This is a genomic window from Flavobacterium sp. N1719, from assembly GCF_025947045.1.
GTDB classification, from domain to species: domain Bacteria; phylum Bacteroidota; class Bacteroidia; order Flavobacteriales; family Flavobacteriaceae; genus Flavobacterium; species Flavobacterium stagni.
Genome location: NZ_CP109993.1, coordinates 2,196,997 through 2,215,591 on the forward strand (window position 1 = coordinate 2,196,997; position 18,595 = coordinate 2,215,591).

Here is an 18,595-nt window from a genome sequence, read left to right on the forward strand (position 1 = left end):
ATCATAGTACAATTAGAAACACTAAATTACTTGAAAATCCCCAAGAAGTAAATTGAACTTTCGTTAATTTTTTTCATAAAAAAAACCGTCACGAAGACGGCTTTTGTATTGGTTCTATTGGTTTATCGCAATTGCGCTCCCAGTTCAGTTTCAAATTGTTGTTGCAATTTGCTCATGATTTTGTCAATTTGCGTATCGGTCAATGTTTTAGAAGTATCTTGCAATACAAAACTTACCGCATACGATTTTTTACCCTCAGGTAAATTTTTGCCCTCATACACATCAAACAAGTTGATTTGTTTCAACAAGCTCTTTTCAGATTGACGGGCCAAATTATATACCGATTCAAAACTCACCGATTGGTCGACGAGTAATGCTAAATCGCGTCGCACTTCGGGATACTTTGGTATGTCTTGGAATTTGATTTTATTCGAAATCATTTTAATAATTAAATCCCAATTAAAGTCGGCATAAAAAACGTCTTGTTTGATATCAAAGTGCTTTAAAATGTGTTTTTTAACGGTTCCAAATTCAACCAAAACATCATTCCCTAAACTCAATGCAATTCCCTCGGCAAAAACATCATTATGCACGGGTTTGTCCTGTACTTTGGTATAGCCTAAACGGTCAAAAATCGATTTGATGATTCCTTTGAATACAAAGAAATCCGTAGCCTTTTGTGGTCCCGTCCAACTCTCCGCAGAACGATTTCCCGTCATGAATACGGTCAAGTGTTTTTTCTCACTGAATCCCGACAATAACTTATGGTAGGTTTTTCCAATTTCGAATAATTTTAAATCACTATTCTTACGGTTGATATTATACGAAACCGCTTCAAGTCCGGAAAACAACATCGACTGACGCATAGTTGCCAAATCGTTACTTAACGGATTCAGCATCGTCACATTGTTGTCCTCTTTCAATTGGGGTGATAATTTCACATAATCACCTGAAGTCAACGAATTGGCCATCATTTCATGAAAACCTAGAGAATTCAATTGATTGGCTACAATATTTTGAATTTTATAATCTTCTGTTCGCGGTGAATTCGCAACCGTAGCGTTGATTTTTTTAGTGAAATTGACATTGTTATACCCGTAAACGCGTAAAATATCTTCAATCACATCGATTTCTCGTTGCACATCAACACGATACGCCGGAATAATTAATCCTAAACCGGCATCGGTTATACTGTTTACTTTAATATCCAAAGAAGCTAAGATTTTCTTGATGGTTTCTTTCGGAATTTCTTGCCCAATCAATTTGAAGGCTTTGTCAAAATTCAAAAACACCGAGAAATCTTCCACTTTTTTTGGATACAAGTCCACCACATCGGAAGTCATTTCGCCACCGGCCACTTCTAATAGTAACATCGAAGCGCGTTTCAAAGCATATTCTGTGATATTCGGATCAATTCCTCTTTCAAAACGGAAAGAAGCATCCGTACTTAAACCGTGACGTTTTGCGGTTTTACGAATGGTCACCGGATTGAAATAGGCACTTTCTAAAAAGATAGACGTTGTCGTTTCTGTCACACCCGAAGATTTTCCGCCGAAAACACCAGCCATACACAACGGCCCGTTATCATCACAAATCATCAAATCGTCTTCGTGTAACGTACGCTCCACATCGTCCAACGTCACAAACTTGGTTCCTGAAGCCACCGTTTTGACGGTTAATTTACCGTTGATTTTAGCAGCATCAAACGCGTGTAACGGTTGCCCCAATTCGTGTAATATATAATTCGTAACGTCTACTATATTGTTTTTGGGTGTTAAACCAATCGCTTTTAGTCGGTTTTGCAACCATTCAGGGGATGGTTTTACTTTAATTCCAGAAATGGTTACCCCACAATAACGAGGCGCCAATTTACTGTCTACTACGTCAACCGGGATTTTAAGTGTTCGTTTGTCTACTTTGAAAGCAGAAACCGAAGGCGTGATCAATTCAATATTTTTATTGCGTAATAATAATCCCGCACGTAAATCTCTTGCAACACCCATATGCGACATAGCGTCAGCACGGTTGGGAGTTAAGCCAATTTCAAAAACTTCGTCGTTTTCAATTTTCAACACTTCGGCTAATGGTGTGCCAGGTTTCAATTTGGCATCCAAAATCATGATGCCATCATGGTTGTCACCTAAGCCCAATTCATCTTCCGCGCAAATCATTCCGTGACTTTCTTGACCGCGAATTTTCCCTTTTTTAATTTCAAATTCGTTGCCGTCTTTATCAAATAATTTAGTCCCAACTGTTGCCACAGGAACTTTCTGACCTGCAGCAACATTCGGAGCGCCACATACAATTTGCACGGGAGGATTTCCATCGCCCAAATCAACCGTAGTTACTTTCAAACGATCAGCATCGGGATGTTTTTCACACGTTTTCACTTCACCTACAACCACGCCCAAAAGTCCGCCCTTCACCGATTGGTATTTTTCAACCACTTCCACTTCCAAACCGAGGTCGGTTAAAAGTGCAGCCGTTTCATCTGAAGGTAAATCGATTTTTAAAAATTGCTTAAGCCAATTATAGGAAATACGCATGGTGGTAATGGTTTTTTAACGGGTGCAAAGATAAGGATATCGGGACGTAAACTAAAAAATATTTTTAAGGATTACAGTTTTAATTGACGCTGTGAATCTGTTAATTATTTGATAATAAAATTGAAAGATGTGTAAATATTTTAAGTTAAAATTTCGAGGTTAACAAATTTGTGCTATAGTTTGAAATAAAAGTGCTATTCCTCAATCGATGTAGCTTCTAATTTTGATTCTGCAAACAAAAAATCTTAAAGACGATGAGTAATTTAGTACAAAGACCGCAACTGAAAGAGAAATATGATAATTACATTAATGGGAAATGGACGGCGCCTTCTACGGGACAATATTTCGATGTAATTTCACCAGTTGACGGCAAAATCATGGCCAAAGCGGCACATTCCGCTAAAATGGATATTGAAAATGCAGTGAATGCTGCCCATGCCGCTTTTGAATCGTGGAGTCAGACTTCCAAAACAGAACGCAGCATTATCTTAAATAAGGTAGCTGACCGATTAGAAGCCAACTTAGCACATCTTGCTGCTGTTGAAACTCTAGACAATGGAAAAGCCATTCGCGAAACAATGGCCGCCGATCTACCTTTGGCGATCGACCATTTCCGTTATTTTGCCAGTGTGATTCGTGCCGAAGAAGGTTCGATCAGTGAATTGGATAAAGATACGGTTTCCATTATCGTTCATGAACCGATTGGTGTAGTTGCACAAATTATCCCTTGGAATTTCCCCATTCTTATGGCGGTTTGGAAATTGGCGCCTGCACTTGCTGCTGGAAACTGTGTAGTGTTAAAACCCGCTGAAAGTACGCCAATTTCTATTATGGTGCTTATGGAACTTATTGCTGATCTAATTCCTGCCGGTGTAATTAATATCGTAAACGGATTTGGTGCAGAGTTGGGTCGTACTTTAGTAACTAATCCCAAAGTAGCCAAAGCCGCTTTCACCGGTTCTACCGCTACAGGTCGCATGGTAATGCAATATGCTACAGAAAATATCATCCCAGTAACGTTGGAACTAGGAGGGAAGTCGCCTAATATTTTCTTCCCCTCAGTGATGGATGCCGACGACGAATTCTTCGATAAAGCATTAGAAGGTGTGGTATTGTTCTGCTTGAACCAAGGAGAAGTGTGTACCTGTCCGTCCCGACTTTTGGTACATGAATCCATCTATGACAAATTCATGGAAAAAGTATTGGAACGTGTAGCGGCAGTGAAATTGGGTAATCCCTTTGATCCAACCGTAATGATGGGCGCGCAAGCATCTCAAATCCAAAAAGATAAAATCCTTTCGTACATCCAATTGGGTAAAGAAGAAGGAGCAGAGTTGTTATGTGGAGGCGAAGTGAACCATTTAGGTGGTGATTTGGAAGGTGGTTATTATATTCAACCGACCGTTTTCAAAGGCCATAACAAAATGCGTATCTTTCAAGAGGAAATCTTCGGACCGGTATTAGCTGTAACAACCTTTAAATCTACCGAAGAAGCCATCGAAATTGCCAACGATACCATGTACGGTTTAGGTGCCGGTGTTTGGACTCGCGATGCCCATGAGTTGTACCAAGTACCTCGTGCCATCAAAGCCGGTCGTGTGTGGGTGAACCAATACCATGCGTATCCCGCAGGAGCTCCGTTTGGTGGATACAAACAATCGGGAATCGGACGTGAAAACCACAAAATGATGTTGGATCACTACCGTCAAACTAAAAACATGTTGATTTCGTACAACAAAAATAAATTAGGATTCTTTTAATAGTTCGTTTAATTAGTATTCCTTTAACCGCAAATTGGTTTTTTATCAGCCAATTTGCGGTTTCTATTTAAAACAAAAAAATATGCTGTCACGTTTAGATGTTACCCCAGAAGCCCTAGAAGTAATTGTGATGCTGGAAGAAAAATTCGGTCCCTTGATGTTCTACCAAGCGGGTGGGTGTTGCGAAGGAACCCAGCCCCAATGCTTTGAAAAAGGCGGTTTTATGCTCCGTTCAGGCGATGTCTGCATCGGTCAAATTAACGGATTTGATTTTTGGTTGGATAAAGATTTATTTGAATACTGGAAACATGCCCATTTTACCTTGGATGTTACCAATGGCCATGGACCAGGCGGATTCTCATTAGAAACACCCTACGGCAAAACCTTTCAAGTAAAATACCGGTTGTTTGAGTCGGAAGAGTTGGAACAATTAGAACCCGTGCGCTACAACAGCTACGATTAAGGCATCGTGAAATTCATCAATTGGTATTGCTTGGGTGTGACGCCTTCGTATTTTTTGAATAAACGAATAAAGTAATTGCAATCTTCAAAACCGGTCGCATACGATACTTCGTTGACATTGATTTTGGGATTGCTCAATAATTTTTTGGCGTATTTGATTTTTTCGTTGAGAATAAATTCGATCGGACTCATTCCCAGCTCTCGTTTGAAGTAGCGGTAGAAACTCGTCGGACTCATGCACGCTTTATCGCTTAGGTCTTTGAGGTTGATGGTGTTGTGAATGTTGGTTTTGATGAATTCGACAACGGGTGCAATCGGACTTGAGATATTGATGAATTGATCATCCTCATAACGTTTGGCAGTCTGGGTTTGAATAATGCGAATTATCAGTTCTTGTAAGGTCAAATCGGCAATCGCATCTTTGGTTAACGAATCGCCCATACATTCTTTAATGAGCTTGTTAATCGTACCCGCCAATTCGACATTATTGTAAAAGAAATAGTTTTCATGATCCAATTTCCACAAATTATTCCGTCCTTCTTTGGGGTATTTTTCATTGAGGAAATCCAAGGTACTTTTAATAATAGGCTGATCTATAGCTAAAGCAATACATTGGGTTGGATTGTCTTGGGAAGCTTCTGGGAAATCAATTTTCATTTCAGCATTACCAGGAACGATTACCGTTTCGCCCGGAAGGTAATCAAAACTCGGATCTTCAAACAAATGCATGACTTTCTTCCCGCGCAACATGCTAGTCACCACCAAGTCGTTGAACTTCAACGGTACCAATTCCGATTTTTGATAGGTTTCAAAAATGTTCAATTCACAATGATCCAACGAGAAAATCGTTCGGTTTTCTACCAACGTTTTTAACGATTTTTCATGCGTGAGTGCAGGTTTATTGAGTAGCGCTTTAACAGCCATAAAGATTCATTTGTTTCACTAAGATACAAATAAATAAAAATAGGAATGAAAACGTTTCCTTAAAAATTGCTGAATTGCTATAGTTAGAGTATTTCCTCAATATGTTTTTTGATATTGGAGGCTATCTTTTGGGTCGGCAAATCGTTAACATCGTTCCCAAACGGGTCTTCGATTTCTTCAGCAATTAATTCCAAACTCGCCAAAACATAGAAGATAAAAATGACCACCGGAATCGTGTAATAGCCCAAACTAAAGACATAACCAAAGGGTAAAGTCATCACGTAAATAAAGATAAACTTTTTGATAAAAGCACTGTACGAATAGGGAATAGGCGTGTTTTTAATCCGTTCACAAGCCCCGCAAACATCAGTAAACGATTGCAATTCGCTGTTTATCACAATCAATTGATCGCCCGTAATTTTTCCCGAAACGTATAAATCATTCGCTTTTTGATACAAACCACGTGCAACTTGATTCGGACGGTGTTTGTGATGATCCATTTCTAAATCCAAATCATCAAATAACGTTTTGGAAGTTTCTTCATCCGCCAAATGTTTTTGCAACACCGAAGCATACACGGGAATTATACGTCGAAAATACAATTTGTCCCGGTCGTCTTTCAACATGACCGCTAGTTTCAAGGCTAGGTTCCGACTGTTATTCACCAGTGATCCCCATAATTTTCGCCCTTCCCACCAGCGATCATAAGCCGTATTCGTGCGGTAAGCAAGCAACAAAGAAATTACAAATCCTACCAAACCATGCATGATCGGAATGTTTTTGACATGACTGCTTTCCGAAAGTTGCCAAACGGCCATTTCCAAATAACATATTCCCGCCGTATACAACCCTATCAAAACCATCATGGGGAACAGTTGGCGAAAGGTATCCGATTTGTGAAAACGAAAAATAAAAATAATCCAGTCTTTGGGATTGTATTGTACCATGCTCGTGTTTTTGCCAAAAATAACTAAAACGTCAGACTTCCAGCCAATTCTTTTAAGCTGATTTCGTAAATTTTGGTTTGGTACAAAGCATTGCTGTAACGTACTTTGGCTTCAATAAATCCTTGTTGCGCGGTGCGAAATTCAACCGGAGTAATGGTGCCAATTTTGAATTTAGCCAAAGTGATGTCCAAATTTTGTTCGGCTATCGATACGTTTTTCGCTTCCATTTCCACCAATTTCTTGTTGGAAAGATAACTCGCATAAGCGCTTTGCAACTGACTTTCCAACAGTAACTCTTGCTGTTTTATAGTGATTTCAGCATTGGTTACTTGAAGTTTGGCTATCTTTTCGTTTCGACTGATTTGACTTCCTTGAAAGATAGGCACAGAAGCCGAGAAACCATACGTTAAGCCCCGACTTTGTGACTGGGTGATGAAACCCAACGAAGCTTCTGTGCGGCCTACTGTATATCCTGTATTTACTTTTACAGTAGGATAGCGCCCTGCTTTGACTTGCTTCAATTGCAATTCGGCAATGTTCTTGTTCAAGACTTGGGCCTGCAGTTGCGGATTTTGTGACTTGGCTAAGTTTTTTAAATCGTCTAAAACCAATCGATCATCCACTTCTAAAGCATCTAAAACACTAAATTCCATTGCTACATCCCGAGCCAATAAGGTGTTTAATTGAATCTGAGAAGCTTTGAATTGTTCTTTTTGTTGGATCAACAAACTCTCATCCGTATTCAAATCCACTTGCGCATTTAAAACTTCCAATTTGGCTGCTTTTCCAATACTGTAGCGGTTTTGTGCCGTTTGTAAACGTTCTTTAGAGATGACAATCGTGGTATCCAATGCCTTGATTTGTTGTTGCTGTTGCACCAAATCAAAATAGGCGAGGTACACCGCACTGATTTTGGATAAAATAGCACTCTTCAATTCGGCCTGACCCTGTTGCTCCAATTTGTTCAATTGTTCTTTACGGGCAAACATTTTTAAGCCATCAAATACAGTCCAATCTAACGAAACACCATAATTCAAATTCAAGTTTTTGGCACCATTCAATGTGCGTTCTGTACCGCCTTGAACTTGGGTCGTATTGGTTCTCGAATTGGTGTCGGTAATGTTGGCCGAAACATTGGGTAACATCCCTGCATTTCCGATATAATTATTGGTTTCGTCAATTTTTAAATTGTTCTTAGCCAATTGTATATCAAAATTGTTCTCAAGTGCTATTTTAATAGCCTCTTCTAAGGTTAATAGCTGTTGCGCCGAACTCAGTTGAAGTCCGAACAACACAAATAAAAATACCGTATAGCGTTGCATAATTAATCGACTAAGTTATCAAATTCGGGTCGGTGCTTGCGCGCTTTGGACCACATTAAATAGATGGCAGGAATTACAAAAAGGGTGAGGAGTAAAGCGAATAATGTTCCCCCTACAATGACAACTCCCATCCCGATGCGACTCGTTGACGCAGCGCCCAACGACATTGCAATCGGTAATGCTCCCAAGGCAATTGCCAAACTCGTCATCAGAATGGGACGCAATCGCGCTTCTGAAGCTTCTACAATGGCTTCGTATTTTGTGCGACCTTGTTCCCGCAACTGATTCGCAAATTCGACAATCAAAATACCATTTTTAGTCACCAATCCAATCAACATTACGGTACCAATCTGACTGAAAATATTCCAAGTTTGGCCAAATAACCAAAGCGACAATAAGGCTCCGGCTACCGCCATGGGAACGGTTAAAATGATAATGAACGGATCGATAAAACTTTCAAATTGGGCAGCTAAAATCAAATAGATGAGTAATAATGCCAAACCAAAGGCAAAAGACGTATTCGAACTACTTTCGGTAAAGTCACGGGACTCGCCACTTAAATCGGTGGTGAACGAATCGTCGAGGACTTTCTTACCAATCGCATTCATCGCTTCAATACCGTCGCCGATACTTTTACCCGGGGCTAAACCAGCCGAAACTGTTGCCGACATGTAGCGGTTGTTGTGGTACAATTGGGGCGGATTACTTTGTTCTTCCACTTGCACCAAATTGTCCATTTGAATCAGTTCCCCTTTGTTATTTTTCACAAACATCGAGGTTAAGTCCAACGGATCGTCACGATCTTTATCATCAAATTGGCCAATCACTTGGTATTGTTTGCCATTGCGCATGAAATACCCAAAACGCTGACCACTCAATGACAGTTGTAGCGTTTGCGCCACATCAATCACGGAAACGCCTAAACTCTCTGCCTTCTCTCGATCTATCGAAATATTCAATTCGGGTTTGTTGAATTTCAAATTCACATCCACAATTGAGAAGGTCGGGTCTTTAGTAGCTTCTTCCATAAACTGCGGAATCTTTTCACGCAATTTTTCAAACGATTGGGCCTGAATCACATATTGAATGGGTAGCCCACCGCGGCGGTTCACCGAAATCGTAGGTTGTTCGGATACGGTTACTTTTGCATCCGTATATTTTTTGGTCCATTTGCTTAAATTATCGGCAATTTCTTTCTGACTCTTTTGACGCTTTTCGGGATCAACCAAAGCCAAGCGTACCCTTCCCGTATTTACCGCTGAAGTAAAGAAGGAAGGTGAAGTCACAATCAATCCTACTTTTTTCTCGGGAATCGAATCGTTGATCATCTTCGAAATATCTTGCATCAATTGATCCGTGTAATCGTAGGTCGCACCCTCAGGCGTGGTAACGCCCATGATGACCAGATTGCGATCGTCATACGGAGCGGTTTCTTTTTTGAGAATTGTAAAAAATAAAACAATCAATCCAATACAAGCTGCTAAAATGGGGAAACTCAGCCATTTTTTACGCAGAAATCCTTGCAATGCCTCTGCATAGCCTTTGTTGAGGCTCACAAAATAGGGTTCGGTAAACTCGTAAAAACGACTTGGTTTATGTCCGCCTTCTTTCATTAAGTAGGCATTCAACATAGGCGTTAAGGTCAGCGATACAAAGGCCGAGACCAGAACGGCCGCACCAATGACGACCCCAAATTCCCGGAACAAACGTCCGACAAATCCTTCCAAAAAGATAATGGGTAAAAATACTGCTGCCAACGTAATGGAGATCGAGATTACCGCAAAGAAGATTTCGTTCGAACCTTTAATTGCGGCTTCAATGGGTGACATGCCTTCTTCGACTTTCTTGAAGATGTTTTCAGTAACTACAATTCCGTCGTCCACCACTAAACCTGTAGCCAATACAATCGCCAATAAGGTTAACACGTTCACTGAAAATCCACACAAATACATGATGAAAAAGGTGGCAATCAACGATACCGGAATATCCAACAACGGACGGAAAGCAATCGACCAATCACGGAAGAACAAATAAATGATCAGGATGACAAGAAGTATCGAAATCAATAGGGTTTCCGCCACTTCAGTCACTGATTTTTTAATGAATAAGGTATTGTCCAACGCTACATTCAAGTGGATGTCTTTCGGTAAATCCTTTTCAAATTGGGCGTATTGTTTGTAAAATTGATCAGCAATGTCCAAGTAATTGGTCCCCGGTTGTGGTATAATCGCCAATCCCAACATCGGTTTACCCGATTCAGTCAATTGGGACTCCAACACTTGCGGTGCTAATTCGGCCCGACCGATATCGCTAAAACGGATGGTTTTGCCTTCTCCCGCTAAAACAATGATGTTGTTGAATTCTTCTTCATCCGATAAATTCCCCATGGTACGCACCGTGAGTTCGGTGTTTTTTCCTGTAATTTTCCCGGAAGGCAATTCTACATTTTGTTTGTCCAAAGCGGTCATCACATCTTTTACGGTCAATCCGTAAGAATTCATTTTTACAGGATCCAACCACAATCGCATCGCATACCGTTTTTGCCCCCAAATTTGTACGCTACTTACCCCTGAAATGGTTTGCAAACGTTCGGCCAACACATTTTCCGCATAATCACTCAAGTCCATTACATTGCGGGTATCGCTTTGAACCGTCATAGTGATGATGGGATCCGAATCGGCATCGGCCTTTGAAACAACAGGTGGTGCATCGATATCTTGTGGCAAGGAACGAACGGCTTGGGATACTTTGTCCCGAACATCATTGGCTGCCTCTTCTAGATTTTTTTCTAATTTGAACTCGACATTAATGGTGCTCGAACCTTGGGCGGAGTTGGATGAAATATTCCGAATACCGTCAACGGAGTTAATCGCTTTCTCCAGCGGTTCAGTAATTTGTTGTTCGATAATGTCTGAATTGGCACCCGTGTAATTCGTTTGAACCGTAATCACGGCTGGGTCAATCGACGGGAATTCACGCACCCCCAAATAGGAGTAACCCAAAATTCCGAAGAGAATAATGAGCAAATTGACCACGATGGTAAACACGGGTCGCTTGATACTTAACGTAGAGAGACTCATAGTTTACTTGGTTTGTAATTTAACTGTAATATCGGCGTCGTCTTTGAGTGCCATTACGCCCGAAACTAAAAGGGTGTCGCCTGCTTTTAATCCGGATGTCACCACTACATCTTTCCCCGTACGGGTTAAGGTTTCGATCATTACCGATTTGGCTTTGCCGTTTTGGGCGATGTAAACTTTCTTCCCGTCTTTCACAGGAATTACCACTTCCGACGGAATCAAAATCGCGTCTGGTATATTCTTTAAAGGCAATTGCACATTGGCAAACGTTCCCGGTATCAAGGTGCCGTTTGCATTGTCGGCATAAGCGCGAACGCGTAAAGTGCGCGTTGTTGCTTCAATAGCGGGTTCGATCGCATAAATCTTCGCCGTGTAGGTTTTGGATTCATTCGCAACGGTAAATTGGAGTGTTCCATTTTTGGTGATTTCCGTGGCATATTTTTCAGGAAGTGAAAACGTAATTTTCAACGGATTGGTGTTCACCAAATTGGCAATTGCCGTAGCAGGTGTCACATACGTTCCAGGTGAAATAGTACGCAAACCAATCGTTCCCGAAAACGGGGCTTTGATGGAAGTTTTTCCAATTTGAACCTGAATCAATTGCTTTTGAGCTTTGGCTGTGCGGTAATCGGCACTGGCAATATCGTATTCTTCCTGACTGATGGCTTCTTTTTTCAATAAAAGTTTGGCGCGACGTTCATTTTCTGAGGCTAAATTCTCTTTGGTAATCGCTTGAAGTAACTGCGCACGCAATTCGGAGTCGTTGACTTTTACCAAAACTTGACCTTTAGTCACGCGAGCTCCTTCTGTGAATAGGATTTTCTCGGCAATACCCGAAACTTCTGGATGAATAGCCACTTCTTCATTGGCCTCTAGCGAACCCGATAAGGAAATGGTATTGGAGAAGTTTTGCGGTTCGACAATCCGTGCTTCAGCAGTAATAGGTGGTTTCTTGTCGCCTGGCGCTCCTGCTTTTGGATCCTTTTCGCTATTTTTTGAAATACGATAAACGACCAAAGCACCCAGTGCCACGGCTAAGACAAGAAAAAAAAGAGTTTTGGATTTCATCTATAAATGGTATTGTAGATTAGGAGACACAAAACTACGGCTTCCCTTGTAGATAGGCGGGAACCTTAATTTTTATTTAACACATGTAGGTACAAATGTTGGAATCACAATATGTAAAAGAATTTAATTTCAATAGATTAATTTATTTATTAATTGGAAAGGAATGGTATCAGGTTGTATTATAATCAATTTTCCCCTCAACTAATATAATTCCAGATATTCTTCTTCCTACTCAATTCAAAGAAAATCTGTTTCAACGTTTGGTGCTGGGGTTGCTCCATCGCCGGATCGCTTTTTAACAAGCGGATGGCATAACTTCGCGCCAGTTGCAAGATGTCTTTGTCTTTGACCAAATCGGCAATTTGTAGATTCAACACACCGCTTTGTTGTGTGCCCATAATGTCACCCGGACCCCGTAATTTCAAATCCACTTCTGCGATTTCAAATCCGTCGTTGGTCGCACACATCGTTTCTAAACGGGTTTTGCTCTCCTGACTCAGTTTATGTCCGGTCATTAAAATACAATAACTCTGTTCGGCACCCCGACCTACACGTCCGCGCAATTGGTGCAATTGCGACAAACCAAAACGCTCTGCACTTTCAATTACCATCACCGATGCATTCGGAACATTTACACCCACTTCAATCACCGTGGTGGCGACCATGATTTGTGTTTTACCTTCTATAAAGCGTTTCATTTCGGCCTCTTTATCCGCCGGTTTCATTTTACCATGCACGATCGAAAGCGCATACTGGGGCAGCGGAAAGTCCCGAGAAATGCTTTCATAACCGTCCATCAAATCTTTGTAATCCATTTTTTCACTTTCTTGAATCAACGGATACACAATATAGACTTGCCGTCCTTTGGCAATTTCATCTTTTAAAAACTTCCAAACCTTCAAACGATTGTTGTCATAACGATGTACCGTCTGAATCGGTTTTCGTCCCGCAGGCAATTCATCAATCACCGAAATGTCCAAATCACCATACAAACTCATCGCCAACGTTCGCGGTATCGGCGTGGCTGTCATGACCAACACATGCGGCGGAATATCGTTCTTTTTCCACAACTTACTGCGTTGCTCTACACCAAATTTATGCTGCTCGTCAATCACCGCCAGTCCGAGGTTGGCAAACTTCACTTTGTCTTCCAATAAAGCATGGGTGCCGATTAATACATCCACCTGACCTTCTTCCAATTGCTCGTGAATGATTTTTCGGTCGGCGGTTTTGGTCGAACCCGTGAGCAGTTGTATGTTCAGGTTGCTGTTTTTCGCCAATTCCATGATGCTGTTGTAGTGTTGGATGGCTAGAATTTCTGTAGGCGCCATCAAACAACTCTGGTAGCCGTTGTCTTTGGCCAATAAAATCGACATCAACGCTACAATCGTTTTTCCCGAACCCACATCGCCTTGCAGCAAGCGGTTCATTTGCGCATTACTCCCCAAGTCGTTCCGAATTTCTTTAATCACCCGCTTCTGGGCATTGGTCAGTGGAAAGGGGAGGTGTTGGGTATAAAATGTATTGAAGGTTTCGCCTACCTGCGTAAACGGCATGCCTTTGATTTTGTGCTTGCGAACCAAATTCTTGGTAATCAATTGCAATTGGATGAAAAAGAGTTCTTCAAACTTTAACCGAAATTGCGCTTTGAGTAACAGGTCCTGACTCTTTGGGAAATGGATGTTAAATAGCGCCTCGTTTTTCGGGATGAGTTTGAGTTCGTCCAACAAATAGGCGGGAAGGGTTTCCCCAAAATTAGTGCCTGTTTCTATAAACAACTGCTGCATCATTTTCACCACTGCCCGATTGGAAATGCCTTTGTTGGCAAGTTTTTCCGTGCTTGGATAGACGGGTTGCATGGCCGAACGCAGACTCGCTTTGTGCTCTTCCAACAATTCCATCTCAGGATGCGCCATCGAAAACGTCGCGCCGTATTGGTTGATTTTGCCAAAAACAACATAGGTTGTATTGAGCTTCAAACTCTCCCGAATCCATTTGTGCCCTTGGAACCACACCAATTCCATCTCGCCTGTATCATCGATAAAAGTGGCGACCAACCGACTCTTGGTTTTCCCCATTTGTACGGTTTTGATGTGGATAATGCGACCCACCACTTGTACTTCGGCGTTGCTGTTGACCAATTCGTTGATCTTGTAATAACGGGTGCGGTCGATATGGCGGTTGGGAAACAATTGCAACAAATCACCGTACTTGTGAATTTCCAATTCACTGCGAAGCAATGCGCCCCGCTGGGGACCCACACCTTTGAGGAATTCGATTGGCGTTTCAAGTACGTTGGACATGCAAATAAAAATGAAAGGCTAAGATACTTCAAAAACCCGAATTTTGAAATCTTCCGTTATCTTTGTGAAAAGCTTTTTCTCATGCGAATTCGAATCGGTTACCTCCTCTTTTTATACTCCTGCATTACTTGGGCGCAAACGCTACCAAAGGTTGATTTTATAACCTTGAACGCCACAGTACTGCCCAATTTTGAGAAAAAAGACGTGAACGGACATTGTCATTTTGTATTCAAAGTGAACGCACCTACGGACACAATTCGCATCGATGCCAAAGCCATGCGCTTTAGTGGTATGCTTATCAATGGAAAAGCCGTCGAATACAAAAACAACGGTAAGGAGTTGCTCCTGTATACCGGATTCAAAAAGGGAAAAACCAATTGGATTTTGACTATTATGCCCAACCCAAACAGGCGCTGTATTACATTGGAACGGCTCAAAATTATCAGATTTGGACCCAAGGCCAAGGGCGTTATACCAGCCATTGGTTGCCCAGTTTTGATGATGTGAATGAAAAGCTGACTTTTTCCATAAGCGTGACAACCCTTGAAAAAGAAGAAGCTGCAACAACTTCATTAACAGCTATCAGCAATGGTGAATTGGTGCAGAAAGAAACCTATAGCGCCATTCAAGCGGGTAAAATCTATACAACTTGGAACTACCAAATGAAAAAACCAATGGCGTCTTATTTGGTGATGTTGGCCATTGGGGAATTTGTTTTTCAAACCCATCACAGTGCTTCTGGGATTCCGTTGGAACGTTATATCCAACCCAAAGATGCGACCAAAATGGACTATACCTACATGCATTCCGATCGTATTTTTGATTTTTTAGAAAAAGAAATAGGAGTCAAATATCCCTGGAAAATCTACCGTCAAGTTCCGGTGCGCGACTTTTTATACGCCGGAATGGAGAACACCACGTCCACTCTATTTGATCAAGATTTTGTTGTGGATTCTATTGCGAACAACGACCGCAATTACGTCAATGTGAATGCCCACGAATTGGCCCACCATTGGTTTGGCGATTTGATTACAGCTAAGTCTGGAAAGCACCATTGGCTGCAGGAAGGATTCGCTACTTATTATGCCTTATTAGCTGAAAAAGAAATCTTTGGCGACGATTACTTCTACCAACAATTGTACAGTTATGCCAACCGAATTAAGGTGGCGGCCAAGTCGGACACCATACCCGTAATGAATGAAAAAGCCAGTTCGTTGTCCTTCTACCAAAAAGGCGCGTGGGCCTTGCATTACCTACGCGAGCAAATTGGAAAGAAGGCATTTGACAAAACCGTGAAAGCCTATTTGAAACACTACCAATATAAAAATGTAGAGACGGCTGATTTCTTAGCGTTTGTGCGAAAGTATGCCGACTTTGATACCGAAACGTTTCAAAAAACGTGGTTAGAAAGTGCGGCTTACCCCGAAAAAGAAATCAATGCCTGTTTGCAAAAAAGTGCCTTTGTACAAGAACTTATTGCCTTACAAAAGGACCGTTCCAAACCTTTACGGGATAAGTTAGATCAATTCCGCCAACTCCTACAATCCCAGAAGTTCTGGCCGTTGAAGTCGGAAGTAATCTACCAACTCAAAAACGAACCCTTTGAAGAATGTGAACCACTCTACCGCTTGGCGCTGCAACAAGGCGATAGCAAGGTAGTGAAGACGGTGAGCGAACTCTTAACCAAAGTCCCTGCTTCCTTTAAAGCGGAGTACGAACAATTGCTTTCGGTAGCCTCCTATGAAGTGCGCGCCAATGCCTTTTTAAATCTCTTACATTCCTTTCCCGAGGAAAAGGAACGTTATTTTGAAATCGTAAAAGATTGGCAAGGTGCGAATGATAAGGAAGTGCGCATCCTTGTATTAACCGCTTACCTCAATGCAATGCCTGAAACGGCGCCGTTGTATTCTACTTATAAAAACGAATTAATTGGCTACACCGGACCCAATTATGAGAGTGTAACGCGTATCCCTGCCTTTCAAAATGCCCTGACTTCCTTTCCGGAAGAGGTCCAACTCTTGAAGAATTTAGTCAATGCCACCCACCATCCCAAATGGCAAATGGTGAAATACGGACGAGACATGATTCGGAAGTATGTGAAAACCGAGAAATACCGAATATTATTCAATCAAATTTTACCCGATCTCAGCCCGGAAGAACAAGCCGAATTAAAGCGGTTGATGCAGTAGTAGTAATCACTGGACAGTGATCGTCGTGCTGTGGTCACTGATCATTTTTGGGGTGTATGAGTGGAAAAGGTTTAAGAGTGTAGCAATCCGTGTGAATGGACGTCCATCTTCAAATCTTCAAATTTTCTCATTTTCAAATCAAGTGTAAGAGTGTAACAATCCACGTGAATGGACGCCCATCTTCAAATCTTCAAATTTTCTCATTTTCAAATCAAGTGTAAGAGTGTAACAATCCACGTGAATGGACGCCCATCTTCAAATCTTCAAATTTTCTCATTTTCAAATCAAGTGTAAGAGTGTAACAATCCACGTGAATGGACGCCCATTTTCAAATCTTCAAATTTTCTCATTTTCAAATCAAGTGTATGAGTGGAAAAGGTTTAAGAGTGTAACAATCCGCGTGAATGGACGCCCATTTTCAAATCTTCAAATTTTCTCATTTTCAAATGAATTAGAAATCGTGTTCTAAAGTCCAACTCATGAGCTAATGGATTAGTACTTTACAAATTAATTATTGGCGGCGGTGGCGGCGGCGGTACTGGGGAAATGTTTCCCCAAAAAGTAACCGGAGTTGTGGATTTATGAAACGGCTTTGAAGCACAAAAGGCTTTAAGACGATCTCCAAATTGTTGCAATTCAGGGGTGAGTCGTTTTCCTCTGACACAAGCCATGTCCGTACTTTTTGCATGTCTAGCAATGAAAAAATACGTTGGGGTATCAGCGTAGATATTGATTTCTTTTGAGCGGTACCGGTGTAAGGGAAACCGATTAATCATTTGGATTAAACTATCTTTTTCCTCAGAAGAAAGAACATGAAAGTAGAGTCCGGTTGTGTCCGTAGATTGTTCAATCTTTTGATACACCGTATCCTTACCGTCATATTTTAAGGCAATACAATGCGACTCATTGAAATTCATGAAATAGAATTCCTTGAATTGGGGTTGGACCTCTGAATGAAAGGAACAAGAGGTTAGAAACCAACAAAAGAATAGACCGAAAAGGAATTTATATTGTTTCAAAAAAACACGCATTTACAAATTGTTTTTATTCGAAAGTTGGGCGGCGATTTTATCAATTTTCTTTTTGTCTCTAGGCCATAAAATGAGACTTCGACTACCGATTTTGTAAAGTTCGTCTTTCTCAAAGTTTCGTTTCAAAGCCCATTTGATCCAAAAGCGCGAACTGAATTCCCAATACGTCCAACCGATGATCAAACTAATAATCATCGTTTTAGAGCTGTCCAAAGAAGTAAACGAAATTAGGCAGACAAAACTAATTAACATCAATAGTAATATTGGAAGTTTAACTATTAAAAGTCCGGATACATAAAGTTGAAAGGTTGTTGAAGAAGTGTTTTTCATTCGTTTCGTTTTAAAATCATTTATTTTGTTAGGCTGTGCTCTAAAGCAATAGTATAGGCCTGTTTGATCCAAAGTTAGTGAAACTTAATTCCCAACAGTCCTTTCTTCGATGTAATTTGTAGTGTATCATTAACATGAAGGCTTTTCTTTCCTAGTTTTCCATACACTTCAAAAAAATCTTTATCGATGATATACGCATTCGTTTTTAACTCTTTCGCAATCAAATAGTGGGGGTCATCATGGGAAATCACATAGTTTTCCAGTATAAGTTCACAAGTATTGGTCCGATTGATGCGAAGGAGAAATGCCATAAAAATGTTTTGAAATAGAAAAGAAAAAAATAAACAGACAACGGCAAATGCGAGAGTACTTTTTACGATTTCTTTCCAAGAATTGCGGTAGATTTTTAGATAATAAAAGAAGAGTAAATAGCAGCCCACAGCCATACTGCTCATGATTTTCCAGTAATAGCTATCATGAAACGCTTTGACATCCCCAGCGAAGTAATGTTTTTTCTCATTGGGGACAAATAAAAAGAGGAGTAAAGCAATTACCAATAAGTAGATTAGGGTAAAACCATATTTTTTAAAAAAGGCGTGTAGCATATTATCGTTTTTTTGGGAAGTGTAACAG

14 protein-coding genes are annotated in these 18,595 nt (G+C 40.9%); 4 read left to right on the forward strand and 10 right to left on the reverse strand.

The window, feature by feature from the left end; all coding sequences use genetic code 11:
* Positions 1-122 precede the first annotated feature (122 nt).
* Positions 123-2,546 carry a phenylalanine--tRNA ligase subunit beta gene (gene pheT / locus OLM45_RS09350; protein WP_264509703.1) on the reverse strand — a complete coding sequence of 808 codons (2,424 nt, stop codon included), beginning with the start codon at positions 2,544-2,546 and terminating at the stop codon, positions 123-125.
* A 254-nt stretch (positions 2,547-2,800) separates the two neighbouring features.
* Here pheT and OLM45_RS09355 point away from each other — a divergent pair, with 254 nt between their 5' ends.
* Positions 2,801-4,306 (forward strand): aldehyde dehydrogenase family protein, encoded by a 1,506-nt coding sequence (locus OLM45_RS09355; protein ID WP_129461299.1) that lies wholly within the window; start codon positions 2,801-2,803, stop codon positions 4,304-4,306.
* Between the two features lie 82 nt (positions 4,307-4,388).
* Entirely contained in the window at positions 4,389-4,769 is a 381-nt protein-coding gene (locus OLM45_RS09360; RefSeq protein ID WP_264509704.1) for a DUF779 domain-containing protein, read from the forward strand.
* Here OLM45_RS09360 and OLM45_RS09365 read toward each other — a convergent pair.
* The 6 genes from OLM45_RS09365 to recG form a co-directional block, all read right to left on the reverse strand.
* Positions 4,766-5,692, reverse strand: coding sequence for an AraC family transcriptional regulator (locus OLM45_RS09365; protein WP_264509705.1), 927 nt, complete (start codon positions 5,690-5,692; stop codon positions 4,766-4,768). The two genes, OLM45_RS09360 and OLM45_RS09365, sit on opposite strands and share 4 nt — an antisense overlap.
* Before the next feature lie 83 nt (positions 5,693-5,775).
* Positions 5,776-6,639: a bestrophin family protein gene (locus tag OLM45_RS09370; RefSeq protein WP_264509706.1), complete on the reverse strand. Its 864-nt coding sequence runs from the start codon at positions 6,637-6,639 to the stop codon at positions 5,776-5,778.
* 23 nt (positions 6,640-6,662) lie between these two features.
* Complete coding sequence (locus OLM45_RS09375; RefSeq protein WP_264509707.1) at positions 6,663-7,961, reverse strand: TolC family protein; 1,299 nt, start codon at positions 7,959-7,961, stop codon at positions 6,663-6,665.
* A gap of 2 nt (positions 7,962-7,963) precedes the next feature.
* A complete protein-coding gene (locus OLM45_RS09380) occupies positions 7,964-11,041 on the reverse strand; it encodes an efflux RND transporter permease subunit (protein WP_264509708.1) in 3,078 nt (1,025 codons plus the stop codon).
* A 3-nt stretch (positions 11,042-11,044) separates the two neighbouring features.
* Positions 11,045-12,109, reverse strand: a complete 1,065-nt coding sequence (locus OLM45_RS09385; protein ID WP_264509709.1) for an efflux RND transporter periplasmic adaptor subunit — start codon at positions 12,107-12,109, stop codon at positions 11,045-11,047.
* Positions 12,110-12,306: 197 nt separating this feature from the next.
* Positions 12,307-14,412 carry an ATP-dependent DNA helicase RecG gene (recG, locus tag OLM45_RS09390; protein ID WP_264509710.1) on the reverse strand — a complete coding sequence of 702 codons (2,106 nt, stop codon included), beginning with the start codon at positions 14,410-14,412 and terminating at the stop codon, positions 12,307-12,309.
* Positions 14,413-14,493: 81 nt separating this feature from the next.
* Here recG and OLM45_RS09395 point away from each other — a divergent pair, with 81 nt between their 5' ends.
* Positions 14,494-14,919: a hypothetical protein gene (locus OLM45_RS09395; protein WP_264509711.1), complete on the forward strand. Its 426-nt coding sequence runs from the start codon at positions 14,494-14,496 to the stop codon at positions 14,917-14,919.
* Positions 14,835-16,601: a M1 family metallopeptidase gene (locus tag OLM45_RS09400; protein ID WP_413614199.1), complete on the forward strand. Its 1,767-nt coding sequence runs from the start codon at positions 14,835-14,837 to the stop codon at positions 16,599-16,601. The genes OLM45_RS09395 and OLM45_RS09400 overlap by 85 nt, the downstream gene beginning before the upstream one ends.
* A gap of 500 nt (positions 16,602-17,101) precedes the next feature.
* On the opposite strand, the gene OLM45_RS09405 is transcribed toward OLM45_RS09400, so the two are convergent.
* From OLM45_RS09405 to OLM45_RS09415, 3 genes are all read right to left on the reverse strand, one after another.
* On the reverse strand, positions 17,102-17,518 hold the full coding sequence (locus OLM45_RS09405) for a hypothetical protein (RefSeq protein WP_264509712.1): 417 nt from the start codon (positions 17,516-17,518) through the stop codon (positions 17,102-17,104).
* A gap of 114 nt (positions 17,519-17,632) precedes the next feature.
* Positions 17,633-17,962 carry a hypothetical protein gene (locus OLM45_RS09410; protein ID WP_264509713.1) on the reverse strand — a complete coding sequence of 110 codons (330 nt, stop codon included), beginning with the start codon at positions 17,960-17,962 and terminating at the stop codon, positions 17,633-17,635.
* A gap of 74 nt (positions 17,963-18,036) precedes the next feature.
* Complete coding sequence (locus tag OLM45_RS09415; protein ID WP_264509714.1) at positions 18,037-18,567, reverse strand: hypothetical protein; 531 nt, start codon at positions 18,565-18,567, stop codon at positions 18,037-18,039.
* Positions 18,568-18,595: the final 28 nt, after the last annotated feature.